The organism is Mesorhizobium sp. BAC0120 (assembly GCF_033542235.1).
GTDB lineage: Bacteria > Pseudomonadota > Alphaproteobacteria > Rhizobiales > Rhizobiaceae > JAWRCU01.
The window spans coordinates 224,328-241,433 of record NZ_JAWRCU010000010.1; the positions used below are offsets into that span (position 1 = coordinate 224,328).

A 17,106-nucleotide genomic window follows, 5' to 3' on the forward strand; every position below is an offset into this window, starting at 1 on the left:
CCACAGGCACGTGCGACTTTGGGCATGCGCGATATAAGGGCGGACGGCTTCACAATCAATTAAAAACTCGCCCCAGCTTGAAAAAATGCGATCACTGAACAAAGCTGGAAAGATCGTTTCCGGGGCTTGAACGATGTCGAACCAAAGAGTGGGCACGCGCGATCGCTTGAACGCATTCCTCGACTTGGACCAAGTGCCTGTTCTGTCGAAGGAATCCGGCCTGCTTGCAGGGCTCAGGCTTGGCGTGAAGGACATCTTCGACGTACTCGGCTACAGGACAGGCTGCGGCAATCCCGAGAAATTTGCGGAGGCAAAGCCTGCGTCGCGGACGATGCCTGCCGTGAAGACACTGCTCGAAGCCGGCGCGCGATTCGCCGGCAAAACGCAGACCGACGAGCTCGCCTATTCGCTCATGGGAATCAACGTGCACTTCCCGTCTCCCGTCAACCCGGCCGCGCCCGATCGCGTGACCGGCGGCTCCTCCTCCGGCTCGGCCGCCGCCGTCGCCGGCCGGCTCGCCGATATCGCGGTCGGCTCCGACACCGGTGGCTCGATCCGTGCGCCGGCAAGCTTCTGCGGCCTGATCGGCCTGCGCAGCACGCATGGCCGGATCCCGCTCGACGGGGCAATGCCGCTCGCTCCCTCATTCGACACATTCGGCTGGTTTGCCGAGGACATCGAGGCCTATGAGGCGGTCGGGCGTATCCTGCTCGGCCGTGACCCGCATCGCAGCGCTCTCAAGCGGCCCATCGTGATCGCGCGGCTCGATGCCCTCGTGCTCGGCAAGGACGAGGCTGGGGCATACGAGCGCTCCAGGAACATCGTCCGCAGCGTGACCGGCGAGGAGACGCTGGAATCGCCCTTTCATGCGAGCATCGACGAGCTCTACTGGTGCTTCCGCAGGCTGCAGGCGCGCGAGGCATGGAAATGCCATGGCGAGTGGCTGAAGGCGAAACCCAGACAGCTCGGCCCCGACACCAAGGACCGATTCGATTTCGGTGCGACGGTCGACGACAAGATTGTGCATGCCGAGGCGGTGCGCCGGATCGCTTTCCGCGCCGAGCTTGCCGAGCTGCTCGGCAAGGATGGCTTTATCGTCATGCCTACCGTGCCAGGCGCCGCGCCGCTCAAGGACGCTACACGCGAAGACATGCAGGCCTATCGCGAGCGAGCGCTGAGGCTGCTCTGCCTTGCGCCGCTCTCGGGCTTCCCGCAGATCACGCTGCCGGTCGGCGAGGTGCACGGCGCGCCGTTCGGCCTCTCGCTGCTCGGTCCGGCCGGCAGCGACATCGCGCTGATCAGGCTCGGCCGGCGCATTCTCGATGCTGCAAGACGGGAGGAAAATTGATGGATACGCTAACCCGGATGCGTGCCTTCATCGACGTCGTGGAGGCCGAAGGCTTCTCGGCCGCCGCCCGCAAGATCGGCCGCTCCAAGGCGCTGCTCTCCAAGTATGTCCGCGAGCTGGAGGATGAACTCGGCGCGCTGCTCCTCAACCGCACCACGCGGCAATTCTCGCTGACCGAGGCCGGACATACCTACTACAGGCGGGCGACGGAGATCGTCCGGGAGATCGACAATCTTGCCGACTCCGTGCGTGAATCGTCGGGCGACGTGCGCGGGCGTATCAAGCTCTCCGCCCCGCGCACTTTTGCCGACGCGCCAATCGGGCGCTCGCTCATCGACTTTGCCCTGGAACATCCTGACATCGTGCTCGAGATCGACCTCGACGATCGCTTCGTCGACCTCGTCGAGGAAGGCTTCGATCTCGCGATCCGCATCACGCGGCTGGAGAGCTCCTCGCTGATTGCGCGCCGGCTCGCGCCTTTCTCGATGCAGCTCTGCGCCTCACCCGAGCTGCTCGAGAAATATGGCGAGCCCCGACACCCGCGCGACCTGGCCGACAAGCCCTGCATCATCGACACCAACGGCCGCTGGCTCTCCAACTGGCCCTTTATCGGCGACGACAGCGAGCTGACGAGCGTGTCCGTCTCCGGTCCGATCGAGGTGAACAGTCCGATGGCTGCTCGGGCGGCGGCGGTAGCGGGCCTCGGCTTCGCCATCCTGCCCGGCTTCGTCGCGGCGGCCGATATCGAGCAGGGCAGGCTCATTTCCGTGCTCAACGACCGCATGCCCACGGGGGGAGGCATCTTCGCCGTCTACCCGCATCGCCGCTACCTCCCGGCCAAAGTCCGGGTGTTCGTCGACTTCCTGGTTCAGTGGTTCAAGAAATTCCCCTGTCCGGCCGAGCCGGCGGCAAAAGCGTCGGCGCGCGATACCGTCGCGACCGGCCCGCTCTAATTCGGCGAGCGGGTCCCAATTTCGCCCCGTTCCTGTAGCCTTTTGCAGCCACCAAAAACCGTGGGACAATCTTCAATTATGCGAATTCGCACGCGAACGGCGATGCTGGCTGTCGCTGTAATGTTGGCCACGACAGGCCCCGCCAGCGTGCATCCACATGTCTTCGCCGAGGCCCGTCTCGACGTGATGGTCAATCCCGACGAGACCGTGAAGGCGCTGCGCCATGTCTGGCGCTTCGACGACGTTTTTTCCTCGACCGTGCTGATGGAGTTCGACAAGAACTCCGACCTGAAGCTCGACGACAGCGAACTGGAGGAGGTGTCGAAGACGGTCTTTGATTCGCTGGCGGAGTACAATTACTTCCAACTCGTCACCGTCGACGGCAAGGACGTCAAGATGAAGCCGCCGGCGAAGCTGATGGCGAATTACGAGAACGACCAGTTGCTGATCCTGTTCGAATCGGAGCCGGCCGAGCCCTTGAAGCTTTCGGGCAAGATCGATTTCGGCATCTACGACCCGACCTTCTATACGGCGATCGACTTCACCGAGGACGACCATATGAGGGTCGATCCGATGCCGGCCGACTGCACGCGCGAAGTGATCCGGCCCGATCCCGATACGGCCATCGCCCAGAACCAGAAGACGCTGACCGACGCCTTCTTCAACGACCCGGCCGGCACCGATTTGAGCAAGATTTTCGCGACCAAGCTCGAGCTCAACTGCAAAGCCAAGAGGTGATCCCGTGAACAGGGCCCTGATCCGAACTGCGCTTGCCACGCTTGCCATTGCCCTTGCAGCGGCGCATTTCATGCCGCACGCACAGGCTCAGAGTTCGCTGGGGATCGGCACGAACGAGGCGACGCTGCCCTCGACCGGCGTGTTTGCCCACTGGTTCAACCTGATCAATTTCTATCAGCAGCAGTTCTATCGATCGCTGACCGGCGCTCTCAAGGCGATGCGCACCGACGGCAGCAAGCTGTGGCTGCTGGCCGGCCTTTCCTTCGCCTACGGCATCTTCCATGCCGCCGGACCAGGGCACGGCAAGGCGGTGATCTCGTCCTACATGCTCGCCAACGAGGTCGCGCTGAGGCGCGGCATACTGCTTTCCTTCATCTCGGCCTTCCTCCAGGCACTGACGGCGATCGTGTTGATGACGCTCGTCTTCCTCGTGCTGCGCGGCACATCGATTTCGATGACCGACGCGACATGGTTCCTCGAAGTGGCGAGCTATGCGCTTATCACGGCGTTCGGCGCCTGGCTGCTCTGGAAGAAGGTGGCGCCGCTATTCCGCGGCCGGCCCGCGCACAGCCTTTCGGCTGCTGCGCCCGCGCACCCGCACGGCCATGCGCATCACGATCACCATCACGATCACGGCGCGCATGACCATGAGCACGATCACGACGTTGACGATGATTCTGACCATGACATGCACGATCATGCACACCGCCATTCGGCTGAAACGCAAGCGGCCAGGGCAGCAGCAGTGCACCGGCATGGCGTCCACGACCACTCCCATGCCGATCACGACCACAGCGCTCACACGCACGCCGCCAATTCATCGACCTCGATTTTGACCGGGCTATCGCAGGCATTTCGCGGCCATTCGCACGATCATGATCACGTCCATGGCGACGGCGAGGTGTGCGAGACTTGCGGCCATTCGCATGCGCCCGACCCTGCTCTGCTTTCCGGCGATCGCTTCGACTGGAGGACGGCCTGGTCGGCCCTTGTCGCCGTCGGCCTCAGGCCCTGCTCCGGTGCGCTGATCGTGCTTTCCTTCGCTTTTCTCAATGGCCTGTGGGCCGGTGGCATCTTATCGGTGATGGCGATGGCAGTCGGCACGGGGATCACCGTTGCGATCCTTGCCACCATTGCCGTGACAGCCAAGAACTGGGCGGTAATGCTCGCCGGCAATGGCCGCATCGGCAGCCATATCCACACGGCAATCGAGATCCTCGGCGCAGCCTTCGTACTGGTCGTCGGGCTGCTGCTTTTGACGGCAAGCCTGACGGTATAGGAACGACGCCGCAGATACCCGTTCCGCCGTTGTGGGATTTCCCACAGCGTTCATGCGCAAGCCACCTATAGGTTGTTTGTCACAACGCGTCGTTCGCGCGGGGGACCAGCCTTGGGAGGCCCACAATGCACAATATTTCCTCCTCTGTTTCGTCAGATGGCGTTTCGCGCGACTTGTTCGTCTCCTTCGTGCGCGACCTGCTGGGCAGTTACCCCAACCCCGACGAGCAGCGGCGGCCGGGACCTTGGGACCCGATAGTTCGGGCGGCTTTGGCCCGAAGCGCAAGGTTTGGTCCGCATCCCGATCCCTGGCTGCTCTACATCATCGCCGAGCGGCATCCGGAGCTGTGGGACCTCTTTGGCGGCGACCCTCTGTCCTTGATGACCCTCAATCCGCAGCCTCTTCCGCCCCACATCGTCTTCGCCACGGCTCTTGCCGACGAACTCATGGAGCGCGCGGCGTTTGCTCAGGGGATCGCGGACTGGCTGCCGCAGCAAGGCGAGGAGCACGGCATCATCATCGTCGGCGGACGCGTGCTCCGTTATGTGGACGAGCTGTGCGGCAACAACTTCAAGCTCAAATTCCCAAGGCCTGTTCCGCCGCCACCGTGGTGGCGCGAGGAATTGAGTGGTAGCGATCTGGTGACGATGGGCGTCCGCTTCGAAAGCGCCGCCAAGCAATTCGCCGACGAGGCACTTGGACGCGCCTTCGGTCAGGCCAGCGAGAAGCTGGTCCAGGCCGGGATTGCGAGGTTCCAATAGGCCGCGTCTAGATCTTCCCGCCAAGCTCGTCCTCGATATGGGCGCGCACGATCTCGTCGAAGCTCTCCTCGGCCTTGAAGCCGAGTTCGCGCGCCCGGCTCGCGTTGAAACGCGTCGGCCAGTTCTGCACGATCTTCCAGATTGTCTCGTCGGGCTCTTCGCGGATGAGCTTGATGACGTCGTCGCCGGCGACGCGCCTGAGCGACTCGATCTGTTCTCCGACCGAAACGCCGACGCCGGGCATGGTGATGTTGCGGCGCGGACCGACGGCAGCGCCGTCGATCTCCGCCGCATGAACCAGGAATCCGATCGCGGAGCGGGGGCTCGCATGCGTGTGCACCACGCTCTTCGGCACCGGCAGAACCGCTTCAAGGCCGGCGAGCGGTTCGCGGATGATGCCGGAGAAGAAGCCCGACGCCGCCTTGTTCGGTTTGCCGGGCCGCACGCAGATGGTCGGCAGGCGGATGCCTATGCCATCGAGGAAGCCGCGCCGTGTATAATCGCTGAGGATCAGCTCGCCGATCAGCTTCTGGGTGCCGTAGGAGGTGAGCGGCGTCTGCTGGAAATCGTCATCGATGACATCCGGGAAAGGCGCGCCGAAAACGGCGATCGATGAGGTATAGACGACGCGCGGCCCGTAGCCTGCCAGTCGGATCGCGTCGAAGAGCGCCCGCGTCCCGTTGAGGTTGACGCGGTAGCCGAGATCGAAATTGGATTCCGCCTCGCCCGATACGACGCCTGCTAGATGAAAGACGATCGAGGGCCGTTTCTCGATCAGGGCGTCGACGATCCCCGGCATCGAGATATCTCCGACACGGGATCTTATCTTGATGCCCTGCGCCGGAGGCGCCAGCGCCGGAGTGACGTCGCTCAGGTCGAGCGCCGTGATGGGCCGACCAGCCAGTTTTCCAAGCTTGACCAGCCGCTCGGTGAGCTTGCGGCCGATCATTCCGGCCGCTCCCGTGATCAGTATTCGCATGTCAGTCTCCGCGCTGGCTGCGGGCGCGCAGCCAAAGAATGAGGAAGAACGCCGCCACGAACGCCACCGCGATGACGCCGGCCGCGACGGTGGAATATTCGCCGACAGCAAGCATGATGGTCGGCAGGTAAAAGGCAAGGATCCCGAAGCCGATCACGAAGATGGCCGCTGCGATAGCGGCGTTGCGGGTGCTCCTGTCCATCGGTTCTGCGGCCATCAGAGCGCGAAGCCGCCGTCGACCGACATCACCGTGCCGGTGCAAAAGGCGGACTCGTCCGCCGCCAGATAGACCGTGATCGGCGCGATCTCGGCGGCATCGGCAACGCGGCCCATCGGCTGGCGTGAGACGAACATCTCCAGCGCCTTTTCCTTGCTGCCCCATTCCTTGCCGAGCGTCTCGACACGGTCCTCCCATGACGGCGAGCGGAAGGTGCCCGGCGCGATCGCGTTGCAGCGAATGCCGTCACGGATGAAGTCGGCCGCGACCGACTTCGTGAGCCCGATGACAGCCGCCTTGCTGGCGCCGTAGGCGTAGCGGTTGGGAATGCCGCGGACCGACGACGCGCCAGACGAGATATTGACGATCGAGCATGTCTTGCCCGTTTGCTTTGCTCGCTCCAGCATGCCCGGCAGGAAGGCGCGGATCGTACGATGCATGGACTTGACGTTCAGGTCGAAGGAAAAGTCCCAGTCCTTCTCCGACGTGGTCAAAACCGTGCCGTGATGCACATAGCCTGCGACGTTGACGAGGATGTCGATCTTGCCGATCCTGGCCGCATAGGCCTCGACAGCCTCCGTGGACAGCACGTCGAGCTTTGTCTTGTCGGCGGCATGGAGTCCTTCCAGCTTGGCGGCGTCCACATCGGACGCATGGAGGATTGCGCCCTCGGCGAGGAACTGCTCGGCGATTGCCCGCCCGATTCCCTGCCCTGCAGCCGTGACGACCGCGATCTTGCCCTGCAACCTGCCTGTCATGCGTTTCCCCAAATTGCGCTGTTGGTTCAATGTGGATGAGCGAGCCCGGCGTCGGCGCAATGTCCATATTCCGGTTCGACGGTCGCGTGCGTGATGCTGAATTCTGTCGCGAGCCGAGCTTTCACCTCGCGTACCACGATATTGGAGTCGGCGCCCTCCGCAAGGCAAACATGCAATGTCGCCATGGTCCGCGAACCGTCGAGCGACCATAGATGCACGTGATGGATTTCGCGCAGACCCGCGATGTTCTTCACGAGGTCGCTTGCGATGCCCTCGCGGTCGAGTTCGGGCGGCGCGCCTTCGAGCAGCACATGGGCGGCGTCCCGCATCAGCCTCCAGGCCGAGCCAAGGATCAGCACCGCGACCAGCACGGAGAGGATCGGGTCCGCCGGCATCCAACCGGTCGCAAGTATGATCAAGGCCGCAGCGATCGCCGCGACGGAGCCGAGCAGGTCGCCCACGACATGCAGGATCGCGCCGCGCATGTTGAGGCCCTCACGGTCACCGCCGTGCAGCACGAAGAAAGCCGCGATGTTGACGCAGAGCCCAGCCGACGCGACCCACAGCATCGGGCCGGCGAGCACCTGCGTCGGCTCGATGAAGCGCACGACCGCCTCGTAGCAGATCCACAGCGCGATCGCGAAAATGGCGACACCGTTGGTATAGGCGACCAGCGTCTTCACCCGATCGAAGCCGTAGGTGAGCTGCGCATTGCCCGGGCGATCCGAGATCTTGAAGGCATACCAGGCGAGCAACAGCGATACCGTGTCGGTGAGCATATGACCGGCATCCGCCACCAGCGCCAGCGATCCTGTCAGCCAGCCGCCGAGCGCTTCAGCGACCATGAAGCCGCCCGTGAGGCAGGCCGCGATCAGAACCCGCGTCTTGTCGGTGCCGACATGGACGTGGCCCGGCCCGTGCTGGTGGCCATGCGAATGAGCTCCGTCGTCATGATCGTGGTTGTGATCATGGCTGTGGCTCGCATGATGGGAGGCGTTCGCCATGAACAGCCCTTCCTGTAACGAAATAACCTTTCACTCCAATGACTTACGAAAGTCTTCCAGCCGGCGCTTCTGGTTTCCGTCACTATCAAAATTGCCTGGATCGAGCCAGCCCTCATAGGCTTGCTTCACGGCCGGCCATTCCTTGTCGAGAATCGAATACCAGGCGGTGTCGCGGTTCTCGCCCTTGACGATCATATGCTGGCGGAAAATGCCTTCGAAGCTGAAGCCGAAGCGTTCCGCCGCGCGCTTCGACGGCTCGTTGCGATTGTTGCACTTCCATTCCCAGCGCCGGTAGCCCAGCCCGTCGAACGCATATTGCATGAACAGGAAATGTGCTTCGGTCGCCGCGGGTTTCCGTGAAACCAGCGGCCCCCAATAGATGTTGCCGATCTCCATGACGCCGTTGGCGGCATCGATCCGCATCAGCGTCTGCCGTCCGGCGATCTTGCCGCTTGCATTGTCGATGACGGCAAAGAAGAGCGGATCCCCGCTTGCCTCAGCCTTGTCGAGCCAGGGCTGGAAGGCGGCCCGGCTTTCCGGTGGAAAGTCCGGCAGCCAGCGAAAGCGCTCCGCAGCATCTGCAACTGTCGACGCTTCGTAGAGCCCGTCGCCATGCTCTGCGGCGCTGAGCGGCTCCAGCCGCACGTAGCGGCCTTCGAGCACGATGCGCTCGGGCCGAGGACGGGGCTGCCAGTTGGACAGGTCGGTCATCAGGGATCTCGTCAGCTTGAGGATGGCTGCATAGCAATATATGCTTCCGTCAGAGTGGAGATTGAGCCAAATGGCTATCACCATAAGGAACAAGACGACAGAGGAGCTCATCCGCAAGATCGGCCGGCGCACCGGCGAAGGACCAAGTGCGGTGGTGCGCAGGTTGGTGTCGGCGGAAGCGTTGGGCCAGAACGAGCAGAAGGTATCGGAAGAGGAAATCCGCCGACGTATTCAGTTCATGCGCGAGCTTCGCGAGAAATATCCTCCCCCGGATCCAAAGCCCACATGGGAGGAGGTCGAACGTGAGAGGAAAGCTCTCTACGATTATCTTGACAGGCCCGACAATCGGGACCCGCGAGACAATACGTGATTGTCGATACCTCAGCGCTCACACGCCTCTTCCTTGCCGAGCCGGGTTACGAAGAATTCGACCGGGTCATCGCGGATCGGCCGTTTGTTTTGATCCCGCTATCCTGCTTTGTGGAATTCGGTCTGCTTCATCGACTGGGCCCGCAGCGGATGGCTTGGCTTGACGCGTTCTCAGTGAGAGGCGGTGTGGCCGTTGCTGGAATCGAGCCTGAGCAGCGGGAAATGGCCGTTATGGCGGCCCGCAAATACGGCAAGGGCTCCGGCCACCGTGCCCAACTTAATTTCGGCGACTGCCTTGTTTACGCAGTTGCGAAATATCGTGAAATGCCGCTCCTCTTTTCTGGCGAAGACTTTCGCCACACCGATATCACTCCGGCCTTGGCCTGACGGGATCCAAAATGCTCCATACAATTGCAGCCTTCGATCGCATCGGCGAAGAAAATGCCTTCGCAGTTCTTGCGCGCGCAACGGCACTTGCCGCCGAGGGCAAGGACATCATCAATCTCGGCATCGGCCAGCCCGATTTCAAAACGCCGCCGCACATCGTCGAGGCCGCGATCAAAGCGTTGCGCGACGGCCATCATGGCTATACGCCAGCGACCGGATTGCTCGCCACGCGCGAGGCGGTTGTGCGCCGAACCCTCGCCACTACCGGCGCCGAGGTATCGCCGGAGAATGTGATGATCCTGCCCGGCGGCAAGCCGACCATGTATGCGGCGATCGTCATGTTCGGCGAGCCGGGCGTCGACATTCTCTATCCGGATCCGGGCTTCCCGATCTACCGCTCCATGATCGAGTACACGGGAGCGCGGCCCGTGCCGGTGCCGATCCGCGAGGCGAACGGCTTCGCCTTTTCGGCCGAGGAGACGCTCTCGCTGATCACGCCGCAAACGCGCCTCCTTATCCTCAACTCGCCCGCCAACCCGACCGGTGGCGTGACGCCCCGCGCCGAGATCGAGAAGCTGGTGAAGGGCCTCGCCGCTCACCCTGAGGTCGCGATCCTCTCGGACGAGATTTACGACGTCATGACCTATGACGGCGAGAAGCATTGCTCGCTGCTGCAATTCCCCGAGATCCGCGAACGGCTGATCATCCTCAACGGCTGGTCGAAGACCTGGGCGATGACCGGCTGGCGCATGGGCTGGTCGATCTGGCCGAACTCGGAAGAGAGCGGCAGGCTTTACGACAAGGTGCGCAAGCTGGCGGTGAACTGCTGGTCCTGCGTTAACGCGCCGAGCCAATATGCCGGGATTGCCGCGATCGACGGGCCGCAAGACGATGTCGAGAAGATGATGCGCGCCTTCGACCGTCGGCGAAAGGTCGTGGTCGAAGGACTGAACGCGCTGCCGGGCATCTCCTGCATCACGCCCAAGGGCGCCTTCTACACCTTCCCCAACATTTCCGCGACGGGCTGGAAGGCAAAGAAGCTCGCCTCCGCACTGCTCGAGGAGACCGGCGTGGCGCTGATCGGCGGCCCGGATTTCGGCGTGCTCGGCGAGGGCTATATCCGCCTCTCCTACGCCAATTCGGAAGAGAACATCTTGCGGGCGCTGGAGAGGGTAAAGAACTTTCTCGAGAAGGCCGCCAGCTAAAGCCGTTTCTCGAACCAGTGATGCGCGTAGGGATTGTCGTTGTAGCGCTCGATCTCGCGGTACCCGCGCTTGCGATATAGTGCGTGGGCCTCCGTGAGCGCCTTGTTGGTGTCGAGCTTGACCGTGTGGAAACCAGCCTTCCGCGCCAGCGCTTCGAGTTCGTCCATCAGCCTGCTCGCGACCCGTTTGCCGCGCATCTGATGCGCTACCCAGACGCGCTTGATCTCGCCGGCATCTGCTGAAAGCCGCTTCAGCGCACCGCATCCGACCGGCCGGCCGGCGAGCCGCGCCAGGATCAGGTAGCCTGCCGGAGGCGTCATCTCGGCCTCCGTCAGATTGTTGCCGAGGGTCTGGTCGAAGCCGTTTTCGAATCGCTCGTCCAATTCGGCGAAATATTGGCCGAGACACCAACGAGCGTCCGCACTCGCTGCCTGCTCCAGTGACAGCTCGATCGGGTCGGCACCGAGAAGCCGCTCCACCTCGGCCATGGCAGCGATCAGCTGCTCGCGACGGGCCGCGTCGAGGGGGGCGAGGATCGACTCGGCAAGCTCGTCCGACAGCCTGTCATAGCTGGCATATTCCGCCTGACCTGCTCTGGTCAGGCTGACGTGGCGGACCCGACCGTCGATCGGGCTCTTGCGCACCTCGATCAGCCCCTCCACCTCGAGCGAACGCATCAGCCGGCTGAGATAGCCGGAATCGAGGCCGAGCTTCTGGCGCAATGCGCGTAGATCGATGCCGGCTGAACTGCCGATCTCGAAAATGACCCGCGCTTCGCCAAGCGGACGGCCGCGGGAGAGATAGCTGTCCTCCAGCGCTCCGATGCGCTGGGTCACGAGGCGATTGAAGCTGCGAACCTGCCGGATTTGCTGCTCGTCCATTCTCTGACATTAGTCAGATAATTACCCCTTGGCAAGTCTTCGCAGCCCCTTACCCCCGCCCGACAAACGGCATCTTGCTCGCCATCACGGTGAGGAACAGCACGTTGGCGTCGAGCGGCAGACTCGCCATGTAGACCACTGCGTCCGCGACGCGCTGCACATCCATGACCGGCTCGACGGCAATCGAGCCATTGGCCTGCGGCATGCCGGTCGTCATCGACGCCGCCATGTCGGTCAGCGCATTGCCGATATCGATCTGCCCGCAGGCAATGTCGAAGGGGCGCCCGTCGAGCGCCAGCGTCTTTGTGAGGCCGGTGATCGCATGCTTGGTCGCCGTGTAGGGCACGGAGCCTGGCCGCGGCGCATGAGCCGAGATGGAGCCGTTGTTGATAATGCGTCCGCCCTGGGGCGACTGGGCTCGCATGACGCGGAAGGCGGCGCGGGCGCAAAGGAACGAGCCTGTGAGATTGACCGCGACCACATCGTTCCAGACATCGACCGGCAGCTCGTCGATCAGCGTCGTCTTGAAGCCGCGTCCGGCATTGTTGAACAACAGGTCGACCCGGCCGAACTCCTTCACCGCACGGTCGAACAGCCGGTCGACCTCGTCGGCTTTCGTCACGTCGGCAGCAAACGCCAGCGCCTTTGCATCTGTGCTGCCGGCCGCCTGGACTGCCTCATCGAGCGGCGCCTGCCGGCGTCCGGCAAAGACGGTATTCCACCCGGCTTTCAGCAGCGCGGTCGCCGTCGCCTTGCCGATGCCCGAACCGGCCCCTGTGACGATAGCGGTTTTCGCGGCCATGACTGATCCTCCCTGAAACACGATGCGAGTAGAGAGTTGGCATCGCAGATGCAGACGAGGGAGGCAAGCGCCATGCAAAAAGGGCGGCCATTGGCGACCGCCCTCGAATCAGAATCGGCCTTGGGAGGAGAAACGCCGATCCGACTGAGCCTATTCTGCCTTTTCCAGGTTAGCGATCCGTTAACGTGTCAGCGGGCCGCAACATTGCGCTGGCCGATGGCGCAGCCATCTTGCTCATGGATCATACTGCGGCGCCATGAATGCGAGGTAGAGTTCTTTATACAGGCGAGCCAACGCCAACACGGCAGTCCTTTTCGGGTCCCACGGGCGGCTGTACTGTCCGGGATGGTCGGCCATATCCACCAGGGTGTCATAGTCCCCCACAACCTGCATCAGCTTCTGATAAGCTTGCTCTTCATTCTTAGGATCGACATCGAGCACGTAGAGGGCCGCTTTGACTTCTGTTCGCTGCCCGTAATTGTTGAGGAACCATCCAACGCACCAGCGGCCGACATCGCCAAAGTGATGCTTCGTCTTGGCATACCAGCAAGCGCACTTCTTGCCCTTGGCTGCGCCAATCTGATGCGGGTCGATGTGAAAATTCTGCCATTCGCCGAATATGGACCCTTTGGCGGAGCCCACCATCGTGCACAGATGCAGCCCGGCTTGGCCGACCTTGTTCAACTCCCGATAACATTGAGAAGGAACCGGCTCACCGGTCCGCATATGCTTCTGATGCGTCGAATGACCGACTATCATGTCGGAGCAGAAGTTTGGCGATACCTTTAGCTGGTTTCGCAAGAGCAGAATCTGATCGGGATCGACACAGCACCAGATTCCGCGTGAGCTGCCGAAGTCGTAGACATCGTGGAGCCACCTTATCTTGCCCCAAAGGCCCGGCACCATCAGTTCGCAACGACTGCGCATCTCATCGAGAACAGACCAGCCGTTGCGCTTCATCAGCGTATCGAGAACTTCTCGAAAGGTGACTTTTGCTTGCGGACACGGAGCATATCTGTCCTCCGGGAATCCCTCGACGAGATTCATGTTGCGGCCATCGCGCTCCCGGTAAGAACGTTGCAGCATTCGCATAGTGTCGGCTGGGATGCCGTCATAGGGCGGACCGGTTGGGATCGTGTCGTCCTTGGGAGTGCAAGCCCCGTTGGGGACCGGCGGAACAGGCAAAGGGGCAGGACCCGGCAAAACCTTCTCGCCCTTCGCAAGCATTCTGTCCATTTCGCGCAGCGTGTTCGGGCCGGTGCGCCCGTCCCATTGACTGGGATCGCTGGGAAACTTCCGCTTCTGAAAATCCAACACCGTTTGGCGCGTTTCCTCGCCATACACGCCGTCAGGTTCCTGGCCGTCCCCTTTGGGAAACGATCGCGGCATCTGATAGCCAAGCTTATTCAGGCCTCTCTGGATGCGTCTCACCGCTTCCGGATCGTCATGGGGTGGACCAAGCTTGACCGAACCGCCGCCCGCCGCGGCTCTGTCAAGTCGTGGACTGCCCTGCAAGGTCGGAGATTCGAACGCCATGTCCCACCAAATCAATGTTCAGAGCACGCCGGGCGATGCCTAAAACTTGGCCAAGCCTGGCCCCTAGTCGAAATTCATAGCAAACCAGCTTTCCGCTGCAAGCGACGACATTAACATTGATGCCCGCCTGTTCGACGAACTGAAACGATACCCTTATTGTCTTGGTATCTTGCGCCTTTTTCAGATGAGATACTGCGCCTTCGAAGCCGGACTTCTTCTACGCCGCGCTCGGCAGGCGGCGGAACCGTTTGCCGTTGTCAACGATGGGAGTAATGCGACCTGTGAGGGGACGGTTCCGGCGAGGCTGCTACCAGGGCGAGCTGGGCGCCTGAGCAGGCTGGGCAGGCGCAGCCGACTTCACCGCCGAGACGGTCGCCTCGACATGGTCGACCAGCGCATCCGGAAGCTTCAGCCGGCCGGCGAGCAGGTCGAGATAGCCGCGCTCGACACGCGTATCCGGATCGATGGTAAGGCGACTGGCCGTATAGAGCTCGAGCTTCTGCGCATCGGTCTGTGCGGCAGCCACCAGCTCATCGATCGAAAGCGGCTTCTGCAGCTCGCTGTTGAGGAATTGCTCGGCCTCGGCACCAATACCCGAAAGGGCGAGCTTGTCCGCGATCTTCTTGCGCTCGTCGTCGTCGATATGACCGTCGGCGTTGGCCGCCGCGATCATGGCCCTGATCAGCGTCAGCGCGAACTCGCTCTCGCCCTGCGGCGCCTGCGAGGGGTGGAAGCTGGTATCCGCGGGTGGTGGCAGCAATTCGGGATCCCTTGCCGCTTCCTCCGGATGTCCGCCATTCTTGTAGTTCTGCCAGGCCTTGTAGGCAAGGCCGCCTATCGCTGCGATGCCGCCGAGTTTCAATGCCGCACCGGTGACCTCGCGTCCGGTATCGGTCCCGAGCAGCACGGCCACCAGAGCGCCGGCAGCCAGCGGATTGTCCTTGGCAAGCTGGGTCGCCTTGCTGCCGGCATCACGGACGGTGCCTCCCATTCCCGGGACCTGCGACCCGAGAAGGTCGTTGAGCAGCGATTTCGGATCGAACATCGGGGCCTCCTTTATGGGCGCCGCGGTTGGGCGCGAACGGGACGTAGGAAGTCATCGCGACATTACAATGACTGGTTGCCGTCCGCACGGACAAAAGTTCCCAAGCCTGCGCAGAGAACGGCAGCTCGCCTAAGAAACCCTTTTTTTTAACGGCAAGAAGATCAGCCGGTTCAGCTGCCGATATGGCGCATGCCGCGGCGTTCCGCGAGCCGCACCTGGCGATGCCGTTCGGCATAGCGGGCGCGGTCCTCATCGCTGCGCTTGTCATGACACCGGGCGCAGGAGACACCCTCCTTGTAGAACACGGATTTGCGGTCTTCCGCGGTAAGCGGCCGCCGGCAGGCCCGGCAAAGTTCGGCCTCGCCCTCGACCAGGCCGTGGGTGACGGAGACGCGCTCGTCGAAGACGAAGCACTCGCCCTGCCAGAGGCTTTGCGCCTGAGGCATGGTCTCCAGATATTTCAGGATGCCGCCTTTCAGGTGGTAGACCTCGGAGAAGCCGAGCGCGCGCACATAGGCCGTCGCCTTCTCGCAGCGGATCCCGCCGGTGCAATACATTGCCACCTTGCGGCCTTCCAGCGACGCGCGGTTCTCACTGACCCATTGCGGAAATTCGCGAAAGCTCGCTGTGTTCGGGTCGACCGCATTCCTAAACGAGCCGAGCGCCACCTCGTAATCATTGCGGGTGTCGATGACGACAGTGTCCGGATCGGAGATCAGGGCATTCCACTCGGCGGGCTCGACATAGGCGCCGGCATCGGCAGGCGGGTCGATATTGTCCACGCCCATCGTCACGATCTCCTTCTTCAGCCGCACCTTCGTGCGGTGAAAGGGCATCGTGGTCGCCTCGCTGAACTTGACCTCGATCTCGCTCGTCTCCAGGATTCTCTTGAGTTCGCGGACCAACTCGTCAACCGCTTGCACAGAGCCGGCGATGGTTCCGTTGACGCCTTCCTTCGCAAGGAGAATGGTGCCCTTTATGCCGCGTTCGCAGCAGAAGGCGGCGAGAGGCTTGGTGAGCCGCTCCGGTGCTTCGACGCGACAGAAGCGATAGAGCGCGGCAACGCGGATTGTGGTCAGGGAAGCTGTCATGATCCCTCTGAACTAGTCCCGCGGGGGGCTCTTGTTCAAGAACCGACTTTTTTGACGCCCGGCCGGATGATTGGAACATACTGGCGCGACCGCAATTTGCTACCCGGACAAGCGCGAAAACCGACCGGGGCGATGGCGTGAAGAATGCCCGTAATCGTTGCAGTCGTGTCGGGCAGCCGCGTGGACGCAACTCGGCTATTCTGCTAAGCGGTCCTGACCTCCCCTCCCCAAAAGGCAGCCGACAATGTCATCGAAAACCGAAAAGCTCCTCGCTTTGCTGAACGGCCAGCCGGTGATCCCGGTGCTGAAGATCGACGATGTCGACACCGCTGTGCCGCTGGCAAGAGCGCTGGCCCGCGGCGGGCTGAAGGTGATCGAGATCACCATGCGCACCAGGACCGCGATCGAATCGATCCGCCGCGCGGTCGCGGAAGTGCCAGAGGCCGTGGTCGGCGCGGGTACCATCCTCACTGCAAAGCAGTTCGACGAGGCGGCCGCGGCTGGCTCGAAGTTCATCGTGAGCCCCGGCGCCACCAGGCAGGTGTTCGCGGCTGCGAAGAACAGCGAGGTGCCGCTATTGCCCGGTGCGATCACGCCGAGCGAGATGATGGCGGCGCTCGAGGAAGGGCTCGATTTCCTGAAATTCTTCCCGGCCGAGCAGGCCGGCGGTGCAGCCTTCCTGAAATCGCTCGCCTCGCCCTTCGCCGGGCTCCGCTTCTGTCCGACCGGCGGGGTCACCGCCAAAAACGCAACCGACTACCTCTCGCTGCCGAACGTGATCTGCGTCGGCGGCTCCTGGGTGGCGCCGGACGACGCCGTCAAGGCCGGCGACTGGGGGCGCATCGAGGCGCTGGCGCGCGAGGCGGCTGGGTTGGGGAAGCGGTAGATGTCCGCGGAGCAGCAGCCAATTCGTCAGCCGTGAAGAATTGCCAAGTCGCTGATTTGCAGTGGGAATTTGGGGCAGTCGAAGCTGCCGATTTTGCCGGAAAATAAGTCTTCGGCTGGGGATTCCTTGCAAAATGGATTTGTGATTCCGTTGCGC

The 17,106-nt window shown here is 62.6% G+C and carries 19 protein-coding genes; 9 read left to right on the forward strand and 10 right to left on the reverse strand.

Going from position 1 to position 17,106, the window contains the following annotated elements:
* Window positions 1–133: 133 nt before the first annotated feature.
* From SAZ10_RS22175 to SAZ10_RS22195, 5 genes are all read left to right on the forward strand, one after another.
* On the forward strand, window positions 134–1,348 hold the full coding sequence (locus SAZ10_RS22175) for an amidase (protein ID WP_318611538.1): 1,215 nt from the start codon (window positions 134–136) through the stop codon (window positions 1,346–1,348).
* The gene (locus SAZ10_RS22180; protein ID WP_318611539.1) at window positions 1,348–2,301 is read left to right on the forward strand and encodes a LysR family transcriptional regulator; all 954 of its coding nucleotides are present in this window, start codon (window positions 1,348–1,350) and stop codon (window positions 2,299–2,301) included. The genes SAZ10_RS22175 and SAZ10_RS22180 overlap by 1 nt, the downstream gene beginning before the upstream one ends.
* 78 nt (window positions 2,302–2,379) lie before the next feature.
* A complete protein-coding gene (locus tag SAZ10_RS22185) occupies window positions 2,380–3,039 on the forward strand; it encodes a DUF1007 family protein (RefSeq protein WP_318611540.1) in 660 nt (219 codons plus the stop codon).
* A 4-nt stretch (window positions 3,040–3,043) separates the two neighbouring features.
* A complete protein-coding gene (locus SAZ10_RS22190) occupies window positions 3,044–4,318 on the forward strand; it encodes a nickel/cobalt transporter (RefSeq protein WP_412535269.1) in 1,275 nt (424 codons plus the stop codon).
* Window positions 4,319–4,443: 125 nt separating this feature from the next.
* Window positions 4,444–5,079 carry a hypothetical protein gene (locus tag SAZ10_RS22195; protein ID WP_318611541.1) on the forward strand — a complete coding sequence of 212 codons (636 nt, stop codon included), beginning with the start codon at window positions 4,444–4,446 and terminating at the stop codon, window positions 5,077–5,079.
* Window positions 5,080–5,086: 7 nt separating this feature from the next.
* Here the strand turns inward: SAZ10_RS22195 and denD are convergent, their stop codons facing one another.
* Genes denD through SAZ10_RS22220 form a run of 5 tightly spaced genes read right to left on the reverse strand, consistent with a single transcriptional unit; the run spans window position 5,087 to window position 8,748 of the window.
* A complete protein-coding gene (denD, locus tag SAZ10_RS22200; RefSeq protein WP_318611542.1) occupies window positions 5,087–6,058 on the reverse strand; it encodes a D-erythronate dehydrogenase in 972 nt (323 codons plus the stop codon).
* 1 nt (window position 6,059) lies between these two features.
* Window positions 6,060–6,260 (reverse strand): hypothetical protein, encoded by a 201-nt coding sequence (locus SAZ10_RS22205; RefSeq protein WP_318611543.1) that lies wholly within the window; start codon window positions 6,258–6,260, stop codon window positions 6,060–6,062.
* 14 nt (window positions 6,261–6,274) lie between these two features.
* Window positions 6,275–7,033 carry an SDR family oxidoreductase gene (locus SAZ10_RS22210; RefSeq protein WP_318611544.1) on the reverse strand — a complete coding sequence of 253 codons (759 nt, stop codon included), beginning with the start codon at window positions 7,031–7,033 and terminating at the stop codon, window positions 6,275–6,277.
* A 26-nt stretch (window positions 7,034–7,059) separates the two neighbouring features.
* Window positions 7,060–8,037 carry a cation diffusion facilitator family transporter gene (locus SAZ10_RS22215; RefSeq protein WP_318611545.1) on the reverse strand — a complete coding sequence of 326 codons (978 nt, stop codon included), beginning with the start codon at window positions 8,035–8,037 and terminating at the stop codon, window positions 7,060–7,062.
* Window positions 8,038–8,067: 30 nt separating this feature from the next.
* Window positions 8,068–8,748, reverse strand: coding sequence for a GNAT family N-acetyltransferase (locus SAZ10_RS22220; RefSeq protein ID WP_412535270.1), 681 nt, complete (start codon window positions 8,746–8,748; stop codon window positions 8,068–8,070).
* 70 nt (window positions 8,749–8,818) lie between these two features.
* Between SAZ10_RS22220 and SAZ10_RS22225 the strand changes: the two genes are divergently transcribed.
* The 3 genes from SAZ10_RS22225 to SAZ10_RS22235 are packed head-to-tail and all read left to right on the forward strand — an operon-like array spanning window position 8,819 to window position 10,709.
* Window positions 8,819–9,118, forward strand: coding sequence for a type II toxin-antitoxin system VapB family antitoxin (locus SAZ10_RS22225; RefSeq protein WP_318611546.1), 300 nt, complete (start codon window positions 8,819–8,821; stop codon window positions 9,116–9,118).
* Window positions 9,115–9,504 (forward strand): type II toxin-antitoxin system VapC family toxin, encoded by a 390-nt coding sequence (locus SAZ10_RS22230; RefSeq protein ID WP_318611547.1) that lies wholly within the window; start codon window positions 9,115–9,117, stop codon window positions 9,502–9,504. Before SAZ10_RS22225 ends, SAZ10_RS22230 begins: the two co-directional genes overlap by 4 nt.
* Window positions 9,505–9,515: 11 nt before the next feature.
* Window positions 9,516–10,709 (forward strand): pyridoxal phosphate-dependent aminotransferase, encoded by a 1,194-nt coding sequence (locus SAZ10_RS22235; RefSeq protein WP_318611548.1) that lies wholly within the window; start codon window positions 9,516–9,518, stop codon window positions 10,707–10,709.
* Here SAZ10_RS22235 and SAZ10_RS22240 read toward each other — a convergent pair.
* The 5 genes from SAZ10_RS22240 to SAZ10_RS22260 all read right to left on the reverse strand — a co-directional run bounded on the left by SAZ10_RS22240 (window position 10,706) and on the right by SAZ10_RS22260 (window position 16,064).
* Window positions 10,706–11,590 (reverse strand): helix-turn-helix domain-containing GNAT family N-acetyltransferase, encoded by an 885-nt coding sequence (locus SAZ10_RS22240; RefSeq protein ID WP_318611549.1) that lies wholly within the window; start codon window positions 11,588–11,590, stop codon window positions 10,706–10,708. The genes SAZ10_RS22235 and SAZ10_RS22240 overlap by 4 nt on opposite strands.
* Window positions 11,591–11,639: 49 nt before the next feature.
* Window positions 11,640–12,392, reverse strand: coding sequence for an SDR family oxidoreductase (locus SAZ10_RS22245; protein WP_318611550.1), 753 nt, complete (start codon window positions 12,390–12,392; stop codon window positions 11,640–11,642).
* A gap of 234 nt (window positions 12,393–12,626) precedes the next feature.
* Window positions 12,627–13,928 carry a peptidoglycan-binding domain-containing protein gene (locus SAZ10_RS22250; RefSeq protein WP_318611551.1) on the reverse strand — a complete coding sequence of 434 codons (1,302 nt, stop codon included), beginning with the start codon at window positions 13,926–13,928 and terminating at the stop codon, window positions 12,627–12,629.
* A gap of 307 nt (window positions 13,929–14,235) precedes the next feature.
* Complete coding sequence (locus tag SAZ10_RS22255) at window positions 14,236–14,973, reverse strand: tellurite resistance TerB family protein (protein ID WP_318611552.1); 738 nt, start codon at window positions 14,971–14,973, stop codon at window positions 14,236–14,238.
* Between the two features lie 170 nt (window positions 14,974–15,143).
* Window positions 15,144–16,064, reverse strand: a complete 921-nt coding sequence (locus SAZ10_RS22260) for a rhodanese-related sulfurtransferase (RefSeq protein WP_318611553.1) — start codon at window positions 16,062–16,064, stop codon at window positions 15,144–15,146.
* 244 nt (window positions 16,065–16,308) lie between these two features.
* On the opposite strand from SAZ10_RS22260, the gene SAZ10_RS22265 reads away from it, so the two are divergent.
* Window positions 16,309–16,950: a 2-dehydro-3-deoxy-phosphogluconate aldolase gene (locus tag SAZ10_RS22265; RefSeq protein ID WP_318611554.1), complete on the forward strand. Its 642-nt coding sequence runs from the start codon at window positions 16,309–16,311 to the stop codon at window positions 16,948–16,950.
* The last annotated feature ends 156 nt before the right edge of the window (window positions 16,951–17,106 follow it).

Excerpts from the sequence above, each read along its gene's own strand:
- SAZ10_RS22175 (WP_318611538.1), top strand. The coding sequence starts at position 134 with ATGTCGAACCAAAGAGTGGGCACGCGCGATCGCTTGAACGCATTCCTC.
- SAZ10_RS22180 (WP_318611539.1), top strand. The coding sequence starts at position 1,348 with ATGGATACGCTAACCCGGATGCGTGCCTTCATCGACGTCGTGGAGGCC.
- SAZ10_RS22185 (WP_318611540.1), top strand. The coding sequence starts at position 2,380 with ATGCGAATTCGCACGCGAACGGCGATGCTGGCTGTCGCTGTAATGTTG.
- SAZ10_RS22195 (WP_318611541.1), top strand. The coding sequence starts at position 4,444 with ATGCACAATATTTCCTCCTCTGTTTCGTCAGATGGCGTTTCGCGCGAC.
- denD (WP_318611542.1), bottom strand. The coding sequence starts at position 6,058 with ATGCGAATACTGATCACGGGAGCGGCCGGAATGATCGGCCGCAAGCTC.
- SAZ10_RS22205 (WP_318611543.1), bottom strand. The coding sequence starts at position 6,260 with ATGGACAGGAGCACCCGCAACGCCGCTATCGCAGCGGCCATCTTCGTG.
- SAZ10_RS22210 (WP_318611544.1), bottom strand. The coding sequence starts at position 7,033 with ATGACAGGCAGGTTGCAGGGCAAGATCGCGGTCGTCACGGCTGCAGGG.
- SAZ10_RS22215 (WP_318611545.1), bottom strand. The coding sequence starts at position 8,037 with ATGGCGAACGCCTCCCATCATGCGAGCCACAGCCATGATCACAACCAC.
- SAZ10_RS22220 (WP_412535270.1), bottom strand. The coding sequence starts at position 8,748 with ATGACCGACCTGTCCAACTGGCAGCCCCGTCCTCGGCCCGAGCGCATC.
- SAZ10_RS22225 (WP_318611546.1), top strand. The coding sequence starts at position 8,819 with ATGGCTATCACCATAAGGAACAAGACGACAGAGGAGCTCATCCGCAAG.
- SAZ10_RS22235 (WP_318611548.1), top strand. The coding sequence starts at position 9,516 with ATGCTCCATACAATTGCAGCCTTCGATCGCATCGGCGAAGAAAATGCC.
- SAZ10_RS22240 (WP_318611549.1), bottom strand. The coding sequence starts at position 11,590 with ATGGACGAGCAGCAAATCCGGCAGGTTCGCAGCTTCAATCGCCTCGTG.
- SAZ10_RS22245 (WP_318611550.1), bottom strand. The coding sequence starts at position 12,392 with ATGGCCGCGAAAACCGCTATCGTCACAGGGGCCGGTTCGGGCATCGGC.
- SAZ10_RS22250 (WP_318611551.1), bottom strand. The coding sequence starts at position 13,928 with ATGGCGTTCGAATCTCCGACCTTGCAGGGCAGTCCACGACTTGACAGA.
- SAZ10_RS22255 (WP_318611552.1), bottom strand. The coding sequence starts at position 14,973 with ATGTTCGATCCGAAATCGCTGCTCAACGACCTTCTCGGGTCGCAGGTC.
- SAZ10_RS22260 (WP_318611553.1), bottom strand. The coding sequence starts at position 16,064 with ATGACAGCTTCCCTGACCACAATCCGCGTTGCCGCGCTCTATCGCTTC.
- SAZ10_RS22265 (WP_318611554.1), top strand. The coding sequence starts at position 16,309 with ATGTCATCGAAAACCGAAAAGCTCCTCGCTTTGCTGAACGGCCAGCCG.